The 16,687-nt window shown below is 65.3% G+C and carries 15 protein-coding genes; 4 read left to right on the top strand and 11 right to left on the bottom strand.

Features of this window, described 5'->3' with window-relative positions; all coding sequences use genetic code 11:
• Positions 1 to 18: 18 nt before the first annotated feature.
• Positions 19 to 618, top strand: coding sequence for a hypothetical protein (locus CH268_RS17080; protein WP_094665217.1), 600 nt, complete (start codon positions 19 to 21; stop codon positions 616 to 618).
• Complete coding sequence (locus tag CH268_RS17085; protein ID WP_032370514.1) at positions 615 to 1,124, top strand: hypothetical protein; 510 nt, start codon at positions 615 to 617, stop codon at positions 1,122 to 1,124. The genes CH268_RS17080 and CH268_RS17085 overlap by 4 nt, the downstream gene beginning before the upstream one ends.
• Here CH268_RS17085 and CH268_RS17090 read toward each other — a convergent pair whose 3' ends face one another.
• Genes CH268_RS17090 through CH268_RS17100 form a run of 3 tightly spaced genes read right to left on the bottom strand, consistent with a single transcriptional unit; the run spans position 1,125 to position 3,609 of the window.
• The gene (locus CH268_RS17090; protein ID WP_094665219.1) at positions 1,125 to 2,309 is read right to left on the bottom strand and encodes an SPFH domain-containing protein; all 1,185 of its coding nucleotides are present in this window, start codon (positions 2,307 to 2,309) and stop codon (positions 1,125 to 1,127) included.
• A gap of 5 nt (positions 2,310 to 2,314) precedes the next feature.
• Complete coding sequence (locus CH268_RS17095) at positions 2,315 to 2,746, bottom strand: NfeD family protein (protein WP_027497041.1); 432 nt, start codon at positions 2,744 to 2,746, stop codon at positions 2,315 to 2,317.
• Between the two features lie 56 nt (positions 2,747 to 2,802).
• On the bottom strand, positions 2,803 to 3,609 hold the full coding sequence (locus tag CH268_RS17100) for a DUF3097 domain-containing protein (RefSeq protein ID WP_094652885.1): 807 nt from the start codon (positions 3,607 to 3,609) through the stop codon (positions 2,803 to 2,805).
• 76 nt (positions 3,610 to 3,685) lie between these two features.
• Between CH268_RS17100 and CH268_RS17105 the strand changes: the two genes are divergently transcribed.
• Positions 3,686 to 4,519 (top strand): hypothetical protein, encoded by an 834-nt coding sequence (locus CH268_RS17105; RefSeq protein WP_176457972.1) that lies wholly within the window; start codon positions 3,686 to 3,688, stop codon positions 4,517 to 4,519.
• Positions 4,520 to 4,602: 83 nt separating this feature from the next.
• Here the strand turns inward: CH268_RS17105 and CH268_RS17110 are convergent, their stop codons facing one another.
• The 8 genes from CH268_RS17110 to CH268_RS17145 all read right to left on the bottom strand — a co-directional run bounded on the left by CH268_RS17110 (position 4,603) and on the right by CH268_RS17145 (position 13,520).
• Positions 4,603 to 5,682, bottom strand: a complete 1,080-nt coding sequence (locus CH268_RS17110; RefSeq protein ID WP_032365774.1) for a ferrochelatase — start codon at positions 5,680 to 5,682, stop codon at positions 4,603 to 4,605.
• A 102-nt stretch (positions 5,683 to 5,784) separates the two neighbouring features.
• Positions 5,785 to 6,609, bottom strand: a complete 825-nt coding sequence (inhA, locus tag CH268_RS17115; RefSeq protein WP_027497037.1) for an NADH-dependent enoyl-ACP reductase InhA — start codon at positions 6,607 to 6,609, stop codon at positions 5,785 to 5,787.
• Positions 6,610 to 6,669: 60 nt separating this feature from the next.
• Positions 6,670 to 7,392, bottom strand: a complete 723-nt coding sequence (fabG1, locus tag CH268_RS17120; RefSeq protein ID WP_032365773.1) for a 3-oxoacyl-ACP reductase FabG1 — start codon at positions 7,390 to 7,392, stop codon at positions 6,670 to 6,672.
• Between the two features lie 66 nt (positions 7,393 to 7,458).
• On the bottom strand, positions 7,459 to 8,457 hold the full coding sequence (locus CH268_RS17125; protein ID WP_032365772.1) for a VWA domain-containing protein: 999 nt from the start codon (positions 8,455 to 8,457) through the stop codon (positions 7,459 to 7,461).
• Complete coding sequence (locus CH268_RS17130) at positions 8,454 to 9,440, bottom strand: DUF58 domain-containing protein (RefSeq protein WP_094665221.1); 987 nt, start codon at positions 9,438 to 9,440, stop codon at positions 8,454 to 8,456. Before CH268_RS17130 ends, CH268_RS17125 begins: the two co-directional genes overlap by 4 nt.
• Positions 9,437 to 10,756 carry an AAA family ATPase gene (locus tag CH268_RS17135; protein WP_032387343.1) on the bottom strand — a complete coding sequence of 440 codons (1,320 nt, stop codon included), beginning with the start codon at positions 10,754 to 10,756 and terminating at the stop codon, positions 9,437 to 9,439. Before CH268_RS17135 ends, CH268_RS17130 begins: the two co-directional genes overlap by 4 nt.
• A gap of 266 nt (positions 10,757 to 11,022) precedes the next feature.
• Positions 11,023 to 12,573, bottom strand: coding sequence for an NlpC/P60 family protein (locus CH268_RS17140; protein ID WP_371827922.1), 1,551 nt, complete (start codon positions 12,571 to 12,573; stop codon positions 11,023 to 11,025).
• Between the two features lie 404 nt (positions 12,574 to 12,977).
• Positions 12,978 to 13,520, bottom strand: a complete 543-nt coding sequence (locus CH268_RS17145) for an Rv1476 family membrane protein (RefSeq protein ID WP_032372454.1) — start codon at positions 13,518 to 13,520, stop codon at positions 12,978 to 12,980.
• Between the two features lie 347 nt (positions 13,521 to 13,867).
• Between CH268_RS17145 and CH268_RS17150 the strand changes: the two genes are divergently transcribed.
• Complete coding sequence (locus CH268_RS17150; RefSeq protein ID WP_027497032.1) at positions 13,868 to 16,678, top strand: aconitate hydratase; 2,811 nt, start codon at positions 13,868 to 13,870, stop codon at positions 16,676 to 16,678.
• Positions 16,679 to 16,687 lie beyond the last annotated feature (9 nt).

The following is a 16,687-nucleotide window of genomic DNA, read 5'->3' on the forward strand; positions in this document are numbered from 1 at the left end:
ACGCTCTAGCCTTGTCGCATGTTCGTGATGACCGTCGACCAGCGTCGCAGCAGACGTGACATCGATCGCGTGCCCGATCTACTGGACCGGTATCGCGATTTCGATCTGATCCGCCCGTTCGAACGCACCGCAGGCGACGAGGTCCAGGCCGTCTGTGAGGACGCAGCAACCGTCGTCGCGATTGCCCTCGACCTGGTGGCGACGCCACATTGGAGCGTGGGAATCGGCGTCGGTTCGGTCGAGCTTCCGTTACCCGACACGACGCGCGCCGGCCGGGGCCAGGCATTCGAGGCTGCCCGAGACGCCGTCACCAGAGCGAAGAACGCGCCTGCTGCGCTCGCCGTCACCGGACCCGAGCCTGCAGCGGCCGAGGACGCCGAAACCGCATCGACTTTGGTGGCCTTACTCGTCGCTCGTCGCTCGGACCAGGGCCGAGAAGCGGTTGCGCTCATGGCAGAGGGAATGTCGCAGACCGACGCGGCCGAAAGGCTCGACATCAGCAAACAGGCTATGTCGCAACGACTTTCCGTCGCCGGCTGGCACGTCGAAAATGCCGGCCGCACCCTTGCCTCCAGGTTGTTGAACGCGGCTGACGCGACAGGAAGTCACACGTCATGATCGTCGTCGCCCTCGTTCTTCTGGCTCTGACGGCAGGGGTCGCCCTCGTCCCGGCCGGTGACCGCATCAGGCTGTGGGTCCCCACTGCGGCTGCCTCGACTCTGCTCACCGCAGCCGCTGTGCTTGCCACGCTCGCCGGGCCGGCATACGGCGTCGGTCATGCAGTCGGAGTCGTCCTGAGCGTTGCCGTGGCCGCCGTCGGCGGCACCGCCGTGGTGCCGAGCGTCTTTCGCGTCGCCAGACGACAGAACGACTCGACCGACGACGAGCCGGTCGAGCCGCTGCGTGGAGGGTTGACGATAGGAATTCTCGAACGTGTTGCGGTTGCGGTATCCATTCTCACCGGCTGGCCCGAGGGAATCGCCATCGTACTGGCGGTCAAAGGACTTGCGCGCTACCCCGAACTGCGCGAATCCCACGCCTCCGAACAGTTCATCATCGGCACCTTCGCCAGCGTTCTGTGGGCACTGGCGGCAGCGGGCGTGGGATTCGCGATCAATTCGTGATCAGCGCGCTTCCGGTTCTGCCTCGGGAGATGCCGACAGGGCACCGATATCCAGACCCTTGGACAGCTCCGGAGATGCGGCCAACGACGTGTCCACCGGCTTACGGGCCACCGCCTCGGCGGCCTTGACGGCTTCGGCGACAGCCGGATCGGTTTTGGTCTCGAACCACTCTGCAACCTCGTCCGAGTCGTCCTCGGGCTTCGGCTCGTTGCCCGCGGACTCGTTGGGCTCGTATCGGAACACCCCGTCCTCGCCTGGGGCTCCGAGGGTCTTGGCGAATCCCTTGAGAGCGTCGCCGAAATCGCTCGGGATCATCCACACCTTGTTCGCGTCGCCCTGCGCCATCTGAGGCAACGTCTGCATGTACTCGTAGGCCAACAGTTCTGGAGTGGGCTTACCGGCCTTGATGGCACCGAAGACCTTCTCGATGGCCTTCGCCTGACCCTGAGCCTCGAGGTACTTCGCGGCGCGATCACCCTGAGCCCGCAGAATTCTGGACTGACGCTCACCCTCGGCAGTGAGGATGGCCGCCTGCTTACCGCCCTCGGCAGCGAGGATTCGGCTCTGCTTGTCGCCCTCGGCTGTCTTGATCGCCGATTCACGGTGCCCCTCGGCCGTGAGAATGGTCGCGCGCTTCTCGCGGTCGGCCTTCATCTGCTTCTCCATCGATTCCTGAATCGAGGGTGGCGGATCGATGCTCTTGAGCTCGACGCGGGCGACTCGAAGACCCCACCGACCGGTGGCCTCGTCCAGCACCACTCGGAGCTGGCCGTTGATCGAATCACGGGACGTCAGAGTCTCTTCCAACGTCATTCCGCCGACGACGTTACGCAGCGTGGTGGTGGTCAACTGCTCGACACCGACGATGTAGTTGTTGATCTCGTACACGGCCGACTGCGGATTGGTCACCTGAAAATAGACGACGGTGTCGATCGACACCGTCAGGTTGTCCTTGGTGATGACCGGCTGCGGCGGGAACGAGACGACCCGTTCTCGCAGATCGACTTTCGCACGGATGCGATCGACGAACGGGACGAGGAACGTGAGCTGACCGGACACGGTACGCGTGTACCGACCGAGTCTTTCTATCACTGCTGCCTCGGCTTGCGGGACGATCGAGATGGACTTGGCCATCAACACGGCGACGAACGCAACGATGACGGCCAGTGCTATGAGTGCTTCCACTGGCTTTACGGTCCCTTCCATACGACGGCGGTGGCACCGTCGATTTCCATCACGGTCACGGTGGTACCGGGGGCGTAGACCTCTGTCTCGTCCAACGGACGCGCGGTCCACACCTCGCCACCGAGTTTGATCTGGCCTTCGTGCGCAGTGACCTGTTCGAGCACGACTGCACTCTTACCGGTGAGAGCCGCAACCCCCATCGGGGTGTCCGGCGGATGTGCGAAGCGCCGCAACAAGATCGGACGCAGACCCAGAACCAACGCCAACGACAACACGCCGAAAACGATTGCGTCTGCCCATACCGGGAAGTCGGTCAACGCTGACACCCCGGCGGTACCGAGCGCACCGCCGGCGATCATCAGTAGGAAGAAGTCACCCGTCAGTGCTTCGGCACCTGCAAGCACAACCGCCGCTATGAGCCACAAGATCGCTGCCACAAGCTCCATCCTGGCACGAATCGGACATCCGCCGATGGATCAGCTGGTCGGAACAGCTACTCGGTGACGAAATCGACCAACTGTTCGACGGCACCGATCAATGGAGCCTCCAGATCTCGGAAGCTCGACACCGACGAGTACACCCGCCGCCATCCTTCCTGCGGAGTTCCCCAGCCCAGCTCTCGACAGATTCCGGTCTTCCAGTCCTGACCGCGCGGAATCTTCGGCCACGCCCCAATGCCGACCGCCGACGGCTTGACGGCCTCCCACACGTCGATGAACGGATGGCCGGTGACGAGAACGTGTTCGCCCAACGATCTGGTCATCTTCGATTCCTTGGACCCGGTCACCAGGTGGTCGACCAGGACCCCGACGCGACGGCCCGGGCCGGGGCCGAAATCGGCCAACCGCTCCCCCAGGTTGTCCAGGCCCTCGAGATGTTCGACGACCACGCCCTCCACTCGAAGGTCGTGTCCCCACACGCTTTCCACCAGGGCCGCGTCGTGCACACCCTCGACCCAGATACGGCTGGCACGAGCCGTCCGGGCTCGCAGGCCCTCGACCTTGGTGGATCCGGACGCCGATCTGGTCGGTTTGGCCGCGGTCGCGGGCTTCGGGCGGACCAGCGTCACCCGGCGGCCGTCGATCAGAAATGCGGCCTCGCGCAGGGCGAACAGTCGCGTCGTTCGGGCGCCGTCCTCGAGTCGGACGAAATCTCCGTCGTATGTGCGCTCGAAGCCGACCACAGCACCGCAATAACCCGAACCTGCGTCCTCGACCACCATGCCGCGCTCGGCCGGCACCTCCGGTGCCGGAACCTTCCGCATGCGACTGTGCCCTTTGAGAATGTCTCCGCCGTACATGTCGTTCACGGCGACCAACGCTAGCGATACCGGCGTCCCGAGCACGGTTCGCCACGCCGACCTATGCTCGTGAGTCGTGTGTTCTCCGAGTGCAAGTCTTGCCCTGTGGGCCGGTTCCTGGCTGGCCGGTGCCGGTTCGCCGGACGACGTCATCGACGCGATGTCCGAGTGGGCACCGATGCATCTGGTCGGTGCCGGTGACGACGAAGCAGCAACGACGTACGGGCTGCGCTTTCCGGGCTACGCAGAGGGCATCGCCGGGGCGCTCGCCGCGGTCCGAACCGCCGCGAACGCAGGACCCTCACCCGCAGCCGGGGAGGAACGGATACGTCTGGTGCTGCCCGCAGCGGGTGCGGTGGCCGAACTGCCGGCCCGGACAGAATTCTCTCGTGCAGCGATCGGTGCCGAGCAGGCGGTGATGATCGGTACCCCGGGCTCCGCCGGAATCGGGGTGGTACCCGTCGTCGAGGGCCCCGACGTGCTGCGCTGGACCGTGTATTCGATCGACGTTCCCGCTCACGCCCACCGAGATCGAGGTCTCGGTGAGGCCGAGTACGAGATGCGCGAGGCCGTGCGCGGCGCGGCGGATGCACTCGCACAGATGCAATCGCTCCCCACCCGCACTCTCGAGGCCGACCCGCGCACTCGCATCGCCGAGCTGATCGCCGACGCTGCACGGCACCGCTATCCCCCCGAGATGTCCGAACGCGCCTTCCGAGTGCTCGAATCGGCCGATCGGGTCGCGGCCATCCTCACCGTCGCCGCCGGATCGACTCCCTCGGAGGCACCGACTGCCGCCGCAGCGGCCGCCCGAGAAGAACTCGTCCGGCCGCTGTGGGCCGCCGTGCGCACGGCCCGGACCATCGCCGTGGCGACGAGCATCGGTGCCTCGATGCAGTCGGCCCGATGACCGACAGGACCGACACGTAGCGGTCCTGTCGGGGCTGGGCCGCGAGACAGGCAAGAGGCCACCCGTCAGGCAGGAGCCGCCAGTCAGGCAGGTGCCGTCGCAGGCCGTGACGGACGCGTCGGCTGCTCGCAACATCCGACGGCACATCGATTGCCGTCGAGGGTGGATCCGTAGCCGGGAACGCTGCCGAGTCCTCGGCACGTCCCGCCGACGCGATACTCGTCCACCAGCTCCCTGATCATCTTCGGGAATCGAGCATCGGAGCCGGGCGTACCCGCGCGAGCGAACGCCATCCCGAGTTCACGGGCCTTCTCTTCGGCTTCGGTGTCGAGATCCCACACCACTTCGAGGTGGTCGGACACGAAACCGATCGGGCACACGATCACCGCGTCGACGGACTTCTCGGACAGTGCTTCGAGATGATCGCAGATGTCGGGGTCGAGCCACGGAACCTGCGGTGGTCCGGAACGAGACTGCCACACCAGATCGTATTCGGTGCTGCCGGATGCGGCCGCGACCAGACGCGACGCCTCCGCAACCTGCCGGCTGTACAGGTGGCCACCATCCGCGGGTGGGCCTGCATTGGCGTCGGCTGCCGACGGAATGGAATGCGCGGTGAACACCAGCCGCGCTCCTGCCCGATGCTCCTCTGGCAGCGACCTGCGCGCGGCATCGACGGCCTCGGCGAACGCCTCGACCATCAACGGGTGGTCGTAGTACTGACGGATCTTGAGCAAATGCGGGGCGTCGTCCCCCACGGACGCACGGGCCCTGGCGATGTCCTCGTGGTACTGCCTGCACCCGGAATACCCGCCCCACGCGGAAGTCGGAAAGACGAGCGCGGAGCGGACGCCGTCCGCCTTCATCGTCGCAACGGTGTCCTCGACCATCGGATGCCAATTGCGATTGCCGAAGTAGATCGGCAATTCGATTCCGGCCGAATCGAACTCGGCCTGCAGTGCGGCGATGATGTCGCGATTGAGTTCGTTGATCGGTGACACGCCACCGAAGTGCATGTAGTGCTCGACGACGGCGTCGAGACGCTCGGGCGGCACACCACGTCCGCGAGTGACGTTCTCGAGAAACGGGCGAACGTCGGCGGGCTTTTCCGGTCCGCCGAACGAGAGCACCAACAGTGCGTCGAAATCTCCAGGGGTGGTCATGAATCCATTGTGCCCCTGTCGCAGCAGGGCTGCGGCAGGGGCACAATCGGTCGACGAAACCTACGGTGAGCGAGCCCACGTCGGACTCCAGTCACCGACGTGTCACATGTTTTCGGGCAGGTACGTGTTGTGGCTCGCTCCGCCGTCGACGTACACGATCGACCCGGTGGTTCCGGGCAGCCAATCCGACAGCAACGCGACGATCGACTTGGCGACGACGGTCGGATCGTTGACGTCCCATCCGATGGGAGCGGCGCCGTCCCAGTACACGTTCAGCTGGTCCATCTTGGCCGCATCGCCGGTCGCGGTGCCCGCAATCGCCTTGGCGGCAAGAGTCCTGATCGGTCCTGCTGCAACGAGATTGGAGCGGATACGCTTGGCTGCGCCCACTTCCCGTGCCACGTAACGATTCACCGACTCGAGAGCAGCCTTGGCCACGCCCATCCAGTTGTAGTACGGCATTGACGTCCGCGGATCGAAGTCCATTCCGACGATCGAGCCACCCTCGTTCATGACCGGGAGCACGGCACGCGCGAGAGATGCGTAGCTCCACGCCGAGATCTCGAATGCCCTCGCCGCGTCGGGGCCGGGGCCGTCGAGGAACGGCTTGGCATCCGGGCCCATCAGGGTGCGAGGTGCGAATGCGATGGAGTGCAGAACTCCGTCGATACCCTCCGGCGCTACTTCACGAATTCGGTCCGCCAGCGCGGCGAGGTGCTCCTCGTTGGTGGCGTCGAGCTCGATCGCCGGGGGCACCTCCTTGGGCAGCCGCTGCGCGATGCGGTCGATGAGCCGCAGCCGATCGAACCCGGTGATGATCACCTTGGCACCCTGCTCCTGCGCCATGGCCGCGGCGTGGAACGCGATCGACGCGTCGGTGATGATGCCGGTGATGAGAATGGTCTTGCCTTCGAGCAATCCGCCCATAATGCTACGTCCTTAATTCGGAGGTGAGTATCTATCGAAATCGTTGTGCGAGAGGGTTTCTCAGTGCCCCATGCCCATGCCGCCGTCGACGGGAATGACAGCACCGGACACGTACGACGAGTCCGGACCCGCAAGGAAACTCACGACTGCTGCAACGTCCTCGGGCTGACCGAGACGCTGAAGTGGAATGTATTCCTTCGCCTTGCCGCGCAAGTCGTCCGACAACTCTGCGGTCATGTCGGTTTCGATGAATCCCGGTGAGACGACGTTCGCCGTGATGGACCGCGAACCCAACTCCCTCGTGATCGACCGGGCCATGCCGATGACTCCGGCCTTGGACGCCGCGTAATTGATCTGCCCCGGCCCGCCGGCCATCGCGACAACGGAACTGAGGAAGATCATCCGACCCCAGCGCGCGCGCAGCATGGCCCGGTTGGCGCGTTTGGCGACTCGGAAGGCTCCGGTCAAGTTCGCATCGATGACCCGCTGGAACTGCTCCTCGGTCATACGCATCAGCAGGGTGTCGTCGGTGATGCCCGCGTTGGCGACGAGTACCTCGACGGGTCCGTGCTTCTCCTCGACCTCCTTGAAGGCCGCGTCGACCGAATCGGAGTCGGTGACGTCGCAGACGACCCCGAGCAATCCGTCGGGTGCCCCGGATCCGCGGTGGGTGACGGCCACCTTGTGTCCGTCGGCACTGAGCCGTTGGGCGATGGCCAGACCGATACCCCGGTTACCTCCGGTGACGAGTACCGATCGCGCGATGAAGTCAGGTGTGGACATGCCTAGCAACCTATCTGTTCGTCCTGGAATGACAAAGCGAAACTTACTGGTGAGTAATAACAGCGATCACGGCAATCGTTGCCGCATCACCAACGCCGAACCGAGCCCGGCGGAGATGCACAGGACACCGAGGATCAACCAGGGTCGCGATGCGTCCCCGCGGGTGATCTCGAAGCCGATCTGCTCCTCCAGGGTGTCGTAGACGTCTCGGAGGCCCTCGAGCGAGGAGGCCGTGAAGAAACTTCCCCCGGACAGAGTCGCGATCTCGCGCAACGACGGGTCGTCGACCGGAACGGGCACGCGCTCGACCCCGCCTCCACCTTCGTCTTCGATCTCGACCGACCCGTAGCTGGTGCCGAACGAGATCGTCGAGATCGGCACTCCCTTGTCCTTGGCTGCGCGCGCTGCGGTGTAGCCGCCCCGTGGATCGTCGAGGTTCTGGGGAACGGTTTGCTTACCGTCCGAGAGCAGCACGATGCGGGCCGGCGGTGCCGCGTCGCCACCCCCGAGGATCGCGCCGAGAGTGTCGATCGACTGCAGCGAGGTGAAGATTGCTTCACCGGTGGCCGTCCGCTCGCTGAGCTGCAGTTTGTCGATTGCCGACTTGGTGGCGTCGCGGTTGGCCGTGGGTGAGACCAATACCGAGGCAGTCCCGGCGAACGCGACGAGACCGAGGTTGATGCCGGGCGTGAGGCCATCGGCGAACGACTTCGCTGCTTCTTGGGCCGCAGCCAGCCGAGTGGGTTCGACGTCCGTCGCTTCCATGGACAGCGACACATCGATGACGAGCATGACCGTCGCGCGGTTGCGTGGAACACGTTGATCGGCAGTGGGGCCGGCCAACGCGACGGTCAGGAACATCAGCCCGACCAGTACCAGTGCGGTCGGGAGATGACGCAGACGATTGGGCCGGTTCGGCGCGACCGACTCGAGCAACTCCATGTTGGAGAAACGCAGCACGTGCTTCTGCTTGCGGCGTTGAATCCAGACGTACCCCGCCGTCAAGGCGATGACGACGACCAGAAACGCGAGCCACCACGGCGCAGAGAAATCGGTGAGGCTCATCGCGAACCTGCCCTTGCGGTATTGGTGAAACCGGAGCCGATGGTGTGCCTGCGAGCAGTGACGAAGCGGACGACATCGGCGATCCAGTCACCGTCGGTGCGCAGAGTCAAACGCGGTGCCCCGCATCGGCGCAACGCTTTCTCCACGTCGTCGCGGTGTGCTGCGGCTGCTCGCGCGAAGTCGGCGCGGAGCCGGGGCGTCGCGGCGAACTCCCGAGTGCGGCCGGACTCCGGGTCGTGCAGAACCACGTCTCCCACATCCGGAAGTTCGAGGTCTCGCGGATCGAGTACCTCGACGGCAAGTACGTCGTGTCTGGCAGAGATCGCCCGCAGCGATCGCTCCCAGTCGATCGGGCCGAGGAAGTCGCTGATCACCACGGCCAGACCGCGACGGCGTTCGGGACGCCGCAGCGCCTCGACGGCATCGCGAAGATCTCCGCGGACGCCGTCCGCGGCGGACGGTGTCGTAGCGATCGTCCGCAGCATCGACTGGCTGTGCACCCGGCCCCCGCGCGCCGGGATTCGCGTCGTCGTCGCGCCGGTGGCCACGACAGCTCCGATGCGATTACCACCGCCGCCGGTCAGGTGGGTGATGGCGGCCGAGGCCGCGACCGCGAGATCGCGCTTCTCGCACCCCGAGGTTCCGAAGTCGAGGCTGGCCGACAGATCGACGACAAGCCACGTTTCCAGTTCGCGATCGGCCACCGACTGCCGCACGTGTGGGTGTGTCGTCCGGGCCGTGACCGACCAGTCCATCTGCCGAACATCGTCACCGGGCTGATACTCGCGCGCGTCCCCCGGTTCGGATCCCGGGCCGGGTATCAGGCCGAGGTGGTCGCCGTGCAGAACGCCGTCGAGACGCCTACGTACCGTTATCTCGAGCGTGCGCAGCGCAGCGGCCAGCTTCGGATCACGCAGTTCGCCGGACCGAAACGACGGCGGCCGTGAGACCGCACCTCGGCCGGCTCTGTCGGCTGCGCTCACTGACCCGGCGAACCGGTCGACGATGCATCACCCGACGGCTTGTGCAGCGACGGAGCGGGTTCGCCGGCCGGACCGCCCGGTGGGCGCTGCTCGGGTCCGGGCTGGGGTGCCGAGCCGGGCCCTTGCCCGGGGAACTGCGGCTGACCCGGGTACTGCCCCTGGGTCGGGCTCTGTCCCTGCCCCGGATTCGGTCCCTGCCCCGGGTACTGCCCCTGGGCCGGATACGGTCCCTGAGCCGGAGACTGCGGCCCCGCTCCCGGGAACTGCGGTGTGCCCTGTTGGCCACCGAAGGGCTGACCGGGTGCGGTGCCGTTCTCCTGCGACATCGGAACCGCCTGCGGCGACACCTGCGGTAGTCCGACGGTCTGCAGAATGCGGGAGATCACGGTCTCGGGCGTCACTTCGTCGGCGAGGGCATCGTAGGAGAGCACCAGCCGATGCCGGAGCACGTCGGGAATCACCTCGAGCACGTCCTGAGGAACGACGTAGTCGCGGCCCCGCAGCAGGGCGAGGGCGCGGGACGCAGCGATGATGCCGAGGGTCGCACGCGGGGAGGCCCCGTATGCGATCCAGCTGCCGACATCGTCCAACCCGAACTGTTCGGGCGTGCGGGTGGCGGCGATGACCCGAACCACGTAGTCGACGAGCGCGTGGTGCACGAACACCGAACTGGCCAGGTTCTGCAGACGGACCAACTCGACAGGGTCGAGTATCTGCTTGGGCTCGGGGGCCTTGATCCCCATGCGGTAGACGATCTCGCGTTCTTCCTCCACCGTCGGATAGTCGACGACGATCTTGAACAGGAAGCGGTCGCGCTGGGCTTCCGGGAGCGGGTACACGCCTTCGTTCTCGATGGGGTTCTGCGTCGCCATCACCAGGAAAGGATCGGGCATGGGGAACGTCCTGCCACCGATGGTGACGTGCCGCTCGGCCATGACTTCGAGCAGCGCCGACTGGACCTTCGCCGGTGCTCGGTTGATCTCGTCGGCAAGGACGAAGTTCGCGACGACCGGGCCGAGTTCGGTGTCGAACTCTTCGCGGCCCTGACGGTAGATGCGGGTTCCGACCAGGTCGGTGGGTACCAGGTCCGGGGTGAACTGGACGCGGGAGAACGAGCCACCGACAACTCGGGCGAACGTCTCCACTGCGAGGGTCTTCGCCACGCCGGGAACGCCTTCCAGCAGCACGTGCCCACGAGCCAACAAGCCGACCAGAATGCGCTCGACCAGACGATCCTGACCGACGATCACCCTTTTGACCTCGTACACGGCCTTCTCGAGAAGCCGAACGTCGTCGGCGAGATCGGGACTGTCCACCCGCTCCGGCTCCCCACCCCGAGGATTCGGACTCGAAGACCCGATCTGTGTCGGCTCCTCGTCGTTCGAAATCCGGCCGTCACGTGATGTCACCAAGAATTCACCGCTTTCAGTCGATCATCGTCGGGCACGTTCCATACCGCCGAGACCAACTATTCCAGGTGATGCTCGCGCGCGCCGAAACCCACCCCTGACCCGCGCGCCGGAGTGGAGCCTGCGGAACGACGCAGAAGTACCGAACAGCGACCTCGGGAGCGACAGCGAACTCAGGACACCATGCGCACGGCGTACGGCGTCATACCGCTGTATCTGACGTCGGAGACCTTGACCACCGATCCGGATTGCGGAGCCTCGAGCATCTTCCCGTCGCCGAGATAGAGCGCGACGTGCTGACTGGCGTTCGGTCCGTAGAAGATCATGTCGCCACGCTTCATCTGCGACGACGGAACCTGCTTGCCTGCCGTGTACTGGTAGCCGGTGTAGTGGGGCAGAGAGATACCCAGACCTGCGAATGCGTAGATCATGAGGCCGGAGCAGTCGAAGCCGACCTTGTTGTAGTCGCCGTAACTGTCTGCGACTCCGCCGTCTCGGATTCCCTTGGTCGGCCCGTTCTCGTCGCCGCCGCCCCAGGAATACGGAACACCGAGCTGGCTCATCCCGCGGTCGATCGCCAATTCCACGGCAGCACTGCCCGTGACCGACGGTGTGGTCGAGGGCTTGGGCTTGCTGGGAGTGGGCTTGCTGGGTGTGGGCTGGGTCGGAGTCGTGGTTCCGCTCGAACTGTCGGAGTCGGTGGACGAACTCGAGTCGTCGTCGACATCGACGTGCGAGCGTTGGCCCTCGGCGATCGCAGCGGCTCGCTGTTGTGCGGCCAGGTTGGCCGAGACCCGGGCCGCCGCCTGAACCGCGGCCTCACGAGCGGCAGCTGCGGCTGCTGCTATTGCTGCGTCCTCTGCTGCCTTCTGCGCCTCCCAGTCGCTGTATGCGGCTCGTTGACCCTGGAGGCCGGCTACATTGCTCCGGGCAGCGTCGAGCTCGGTCTGAGCGGCGTCTCGCTGGGACTCGATGGCGGCTTTCTGATCGGCCTCGGCTTGCAACGCTGCCTGCGCTGCAGCGATGGCCTGCTCGGCCTCGGCCTTCTTCGATTCGGCTTCGGACGCTGCCGCGTCCGCCTGCTGCTTGGATTCGCGGGCGGCCGAGTCCCGGTTCGCCTGCTCGGTTCGGGCCCGCTGGAGCCCGTCGAGCACGGCATTCTGGCTGTTGGACAGCACCTTCAGAACCTGGGCGCGGTCGAGAACGTCGTCCGGTCCGCTCGAACCGAGGAACGACGCCATCGAGGCGACGCCCGAGCCCTGGGTGTAGCTCGATTTGGCGAATTCGTCGAATTTGCGCTGGGCTGCCTGAATCTGTGTGCCTGCATCGGCGAGCGCCTGCTGCGCTGCTCCCACGACTGCGGCGGCCACGTCGGCGGCGTCCCGGGCGTTCTGCAGGTCGACCAGGGCTTTGTTGACGCCTTCTCGCTTCACGGCGACCTCGTCGTCGAGCTGTGCGAGTTGTTGGTTGGCGGATGCGATCGCGTCGATCAGCTGTCCGACCTGCCCCAGGCGTGAGTCGACGGCGCTGCCGGCCGCGGCGATGTCGGTATCGGACGGGTTGGGCGGGGGCGGCGGTACCGCGGCGGCGACTCCGGGCATGGTCGCGGTCAGCGCGAGAACCAGACCGGCACCTGCCAGTACGAATCGGGTACGGACGAGCGCTCTGCGGCGCGTGCCGCGAACTGGACGTCGGCTCACAAATGTCTCCCTCGGGTCCGGCATTCACTCGGGTCCCGAGAGGACCGTCGTGCCGTCGAGGCGTTCCCCGTTCCCCACCCCGATCGCAGGTGACGGTGAACATGTTCGCCGGGCGGGAAAGTGGCGCGCAGCGACACGACAGGTGCGAACCACGTCAGTCACACCCGAAGCAGTGGCCTCCCGAGTTCCCCACGGATGACACCTGCCTTCTGCGACACTCCTTCCCCAGCAGTGCCAATGGCACCGTACGACACTTCGCACACTAAAGAAACTCCAGTCACAAATGACACATTTGTAATTCCACCAGGCACAATGCCGTGAACTCGGTGTTTGCCCGAAACAATTTTTCGGACTTTTTCCGGACCGACGTCCGGTGGCGTCATCGCGCGTCGGTGTCGGTCGGTCGAATGACGAATGTGCGCGCTACTTCAGCGCTCGACGGGCTGCGCTTCGTGCGGGTCGGCAGTGGCCGACCGCGCGCGGTATCGCCGGACCTTCACAGCGGCTGTCAACGCGGCCACCGCGGCGACGATCACCACCAACCCACCCGTCAGCAAGCCCCACGGAGTCTGGTCCTCGACGAGGGTGTCGACGAAGTTGTCGGCGGCGACGACGTGATTTCCGGTGTACGTGCGATCCTGCCCGGCTTCGAGTGTCACTCGGCTGATCGAGTCGCTGAACGTTCCGACCTGCCCCGGGCTCAGCACCAACACCGTTCCGCCCTCGCGGGCACCGACCGCAGTGGCGAGGTCGCGTAGCTGCGAATCGTGGCGCGGTTCGTCGGGGACGATCACGATGCTCAGATCGATTCCGTGGTCCTCGGCTCGGTTCACGGCGGCAGTCAGTCCGTCCTGCTCTGCCGCAGGAGCACTGACTCCCGACTCGCGGACCGTGGCGACGATGCTGTCGACGTCCAGACCTGCCGGGATATCGGTGGCAAGTGGGGAAACAGCGTGGATCGGCTCAGTCATCTCTCGTCCAGTCGGTAGGAACCAGTCGCGTGGAACCCTACGTCACGGTGCCGTCGATTCTCGGGAGGCAGGTATGCCCGACGCGGCAACTGAGGCCGCCCTTCATTGCGTCGCACGAAGCACTACGTGAGGATTGTGACGTGGGTCGTTCTCTCGGTGTCCACCGCGAATCGGACCCGCACGTTTTCACAGGACAAGCGTACTGTTAGACTTCCATCGAGACACTGCCCGAGGGTCCGCAAGCAATCCGCACGCCGGATGCCATGCCGAGACACACGGTCAGCGCCTCGCTTCAACCGTCGACACAGCCCCGTCGGCGGTGTGCCTCATAGACGAGTGGAGCTGAAGTGACCGCAAGTAACAATTCATTCGGTGCAAAGGGCACCCTCGAAGTCGGAGAGAACTCGTACGAGATCTTTCGGCTGTCGGCCTTGCCCGGTGCCGAGAAACTGCCCTATGCACTGAAGGTCCTCGCGGAGAACCTCCTTCGCACCGAGGACGGTGCCAACATCACCGCCGACCATATTCGCTCGATCGCGTCGTGGGATCCCTCGGCCGACCCGAGTATCGAAATCCAGTTCACCCCTGCACGAGTCATCATGCAGGACTTCACCGGCGTTCCGTGTGTCGTGGACCTCGCCACCATGCGTGAGGCCGTGACCACCCTCGGCGGCGACCCCAACAAGGTCAACCCCCTCTCCCCCGCCGACATGGTCATCGACCACTCGGTCATCCTCGACGTGTTCGGCCGCGCCGATGCACTCGAGCGCAACGTCGACCTCGAGTACGAGCGCAACGGCGAGCGTTACCAGTTCCTGCGTTGGGGCCAGGGTGCCTTCGACGACTTCAAGGTCGTCCCGCCCGGCATGGGCATCGTGCACCAGGTCAACATCGAGTACCTCGCACCGACCGTCATGACCCGCAAGGGCCAGGCGTACCCCGACACCTGCGTCGGAACCGACTCGCACACGACGATGGTCAACGGCCTCGGCGTGCTCGGCTGGGGCGTCGGCGGAATCGAAGCCGAAGCTGCCATGCTCGGCCAGCCCGTGTCGATGCTGATCCCGCGTGTCGTCGGCTTCAAGCTCTCGGGCGAGATTCAGCCGGGCGTCACGGCCACCGACGTCGTTCTGACCGCCACCGAGATGCTGCGCAAGCACGGCGTCGTCGGAAAGTTCGTCGAGTTCTACGGCGAAGGTGTGGCCGAGGTTCCCCTCGCCAACCGCGCCACCCTCGGCAACATGAGCCCCGAATTCGGCTCCACCGCAGCCATTTTCCCGATCGACGAAGAGACGATCAACTACCTGCGCCTCACCGGCCGCAGCGACGAGCAGCTCGCTCTCGTCGAGGCGTACGCCAAGGAACAGGGCATGTGGCACGACCCGAAGAACGAAGCCGTGTACTCCGAGTACATCGAGCTCGACCTCAACACGGTCGTCCCGTCCATCGCAGGCCCGAAGCGCCCGCAGGACCGAATCCTGTTGTCCGAGTCCAAGGTTGCGTTCCGCAAGGACATCCACAACTACGTCGAGGAGAACCACCCGGCGCACGAGGGTGACAGCAAGCTCGACGAGGCCCTCAACGAGTCGTTCCCGGCCAGCGATCCCGCGTCGCTGAGCTTCGCGGAAGACGATGCAGTCGACGTGCGGTCCGCCGCATACGGCTCCGAAGGCCGCCCGAGCAAGCCGGTTCGTGTCATCACCGACGAAGCAGGTGAGTTCGTCCTCGACCATGGCGCCGTCGTGGTGGCAGGTATCACCTCCTGCACCAACACCTCCAACCCGTCGGTCATGCTCGGCGCAGCACTGCTCGCCCGCAACGCCGTCGAAAAGGGCCTGTCCACCAAGCCGTGGGTCAAGACCAACATGGCACCCGGTTCGCAGGTCGTGACCGACTACTACGAGAAGGCCGGCCTGTGGCCGTACCTCGAGAAGCTCGGATACTTCCTGGGCGGCTACGGCTGCACCACGTGCATCGGTAACACGGGCCCGTTGCTCGAGCCGATCTCGAAGGCGATCAACGACAACGATCTTTCGGTGACTGCCGTGCTGTCGGGCAACCGCAACTTCGAGGGTCGCATCTCCCCCGACGTCAAGATGAACTACCTGGCCTCTCCGCCGCTGGTCATCGCTTACGGCCTCGCGGGCACGATGGACTTCGACTTCGAGACCGACGCGCTCGGTAACGACCACGAGGGCAACCCGGTGTACCTCAAGGACATCTGGCCGTCGTCGCAGGAGATCGAGGACACGATCAAGTCCTCGATCAGCCGGGACATGTTCAGCAAGTCCTACGAGACGATCTTCGCCGGTGACAGCCGCTGGCAGAACCTGTCGACCCCCGAGGGCGACACGTTCGAGTGGGATCCCAACTCGACGTACGTGCGGAAGCCTCCGTACTTCGACGGCATGACGATGGACCCGGCTCCGGTCGAGGACATCAAGGGTGCCCGCGTGCTGGCCCTGCTCGGCGATTCGGTCACCACCGACCACATCAGCCCGGCAGGACCCATCAAGGCCGGTACGCCTGCCGCTCAGTACCTCGATTCGCACGGCGTGGAGCGCAAGGATTACAACTCGCTCGGATCGCGTCGCGGCAACCACGAGGTCATGATTCGCGGAACGTTCGCGAACATCCGTCTGAAGAACCAGCTGCTCGACGACGTGTCGGGTGGCTACACCCGCGACTTCACCCAGGACGGTGGCCCGCAGTCGTTCATCTACGATGCGTCGCAGAACTACCAGAAGGCCGGCATCCCGCTGGTCGTGCTGGGCGGCAAGGAGTACGGCTCCGGAAGCTCCCGTGACTGGGCGGCCAAGGGCACCTCGCTCCTGGGCGTCAAGGCGGTCATCACCGAGTCGTTCGAGCGCATCCACCGCTCCAACCTCATCGGCATGGGCGTCGTTCCGCTGCAGTTCCCGGCAGGCGAGAGCGCTGCGTCGCTCAAGCTCGACGGCACCGAGACGTTCGACATCATCGGCGTCGAGAAGCTGAACGAGGGCACCACCCCGAAGACGATGGCGGTGACCGCGACCAAGGAAGACGGAACCAAGGTCGAGTTCGACGCCGTGGTCCGTATCGATACCCCCGGTGAAGCGGACTACTACCGCAACGGCGGAATCCTGCAGTACGTCCTGCGCAACATGATCAGAGGCTAGTCACACGGC

It is taken from the genome of Rhodococcus sp. 06-1460-1B (genome assembly GCF_002258475.1).
Classification (GTDB): Bacteria; Actinomycetota; Actinomycetes; order Mycobacteriales; family Mycobacteriaceae; genus Rhodococcoides; species Rhodococcoides fascians.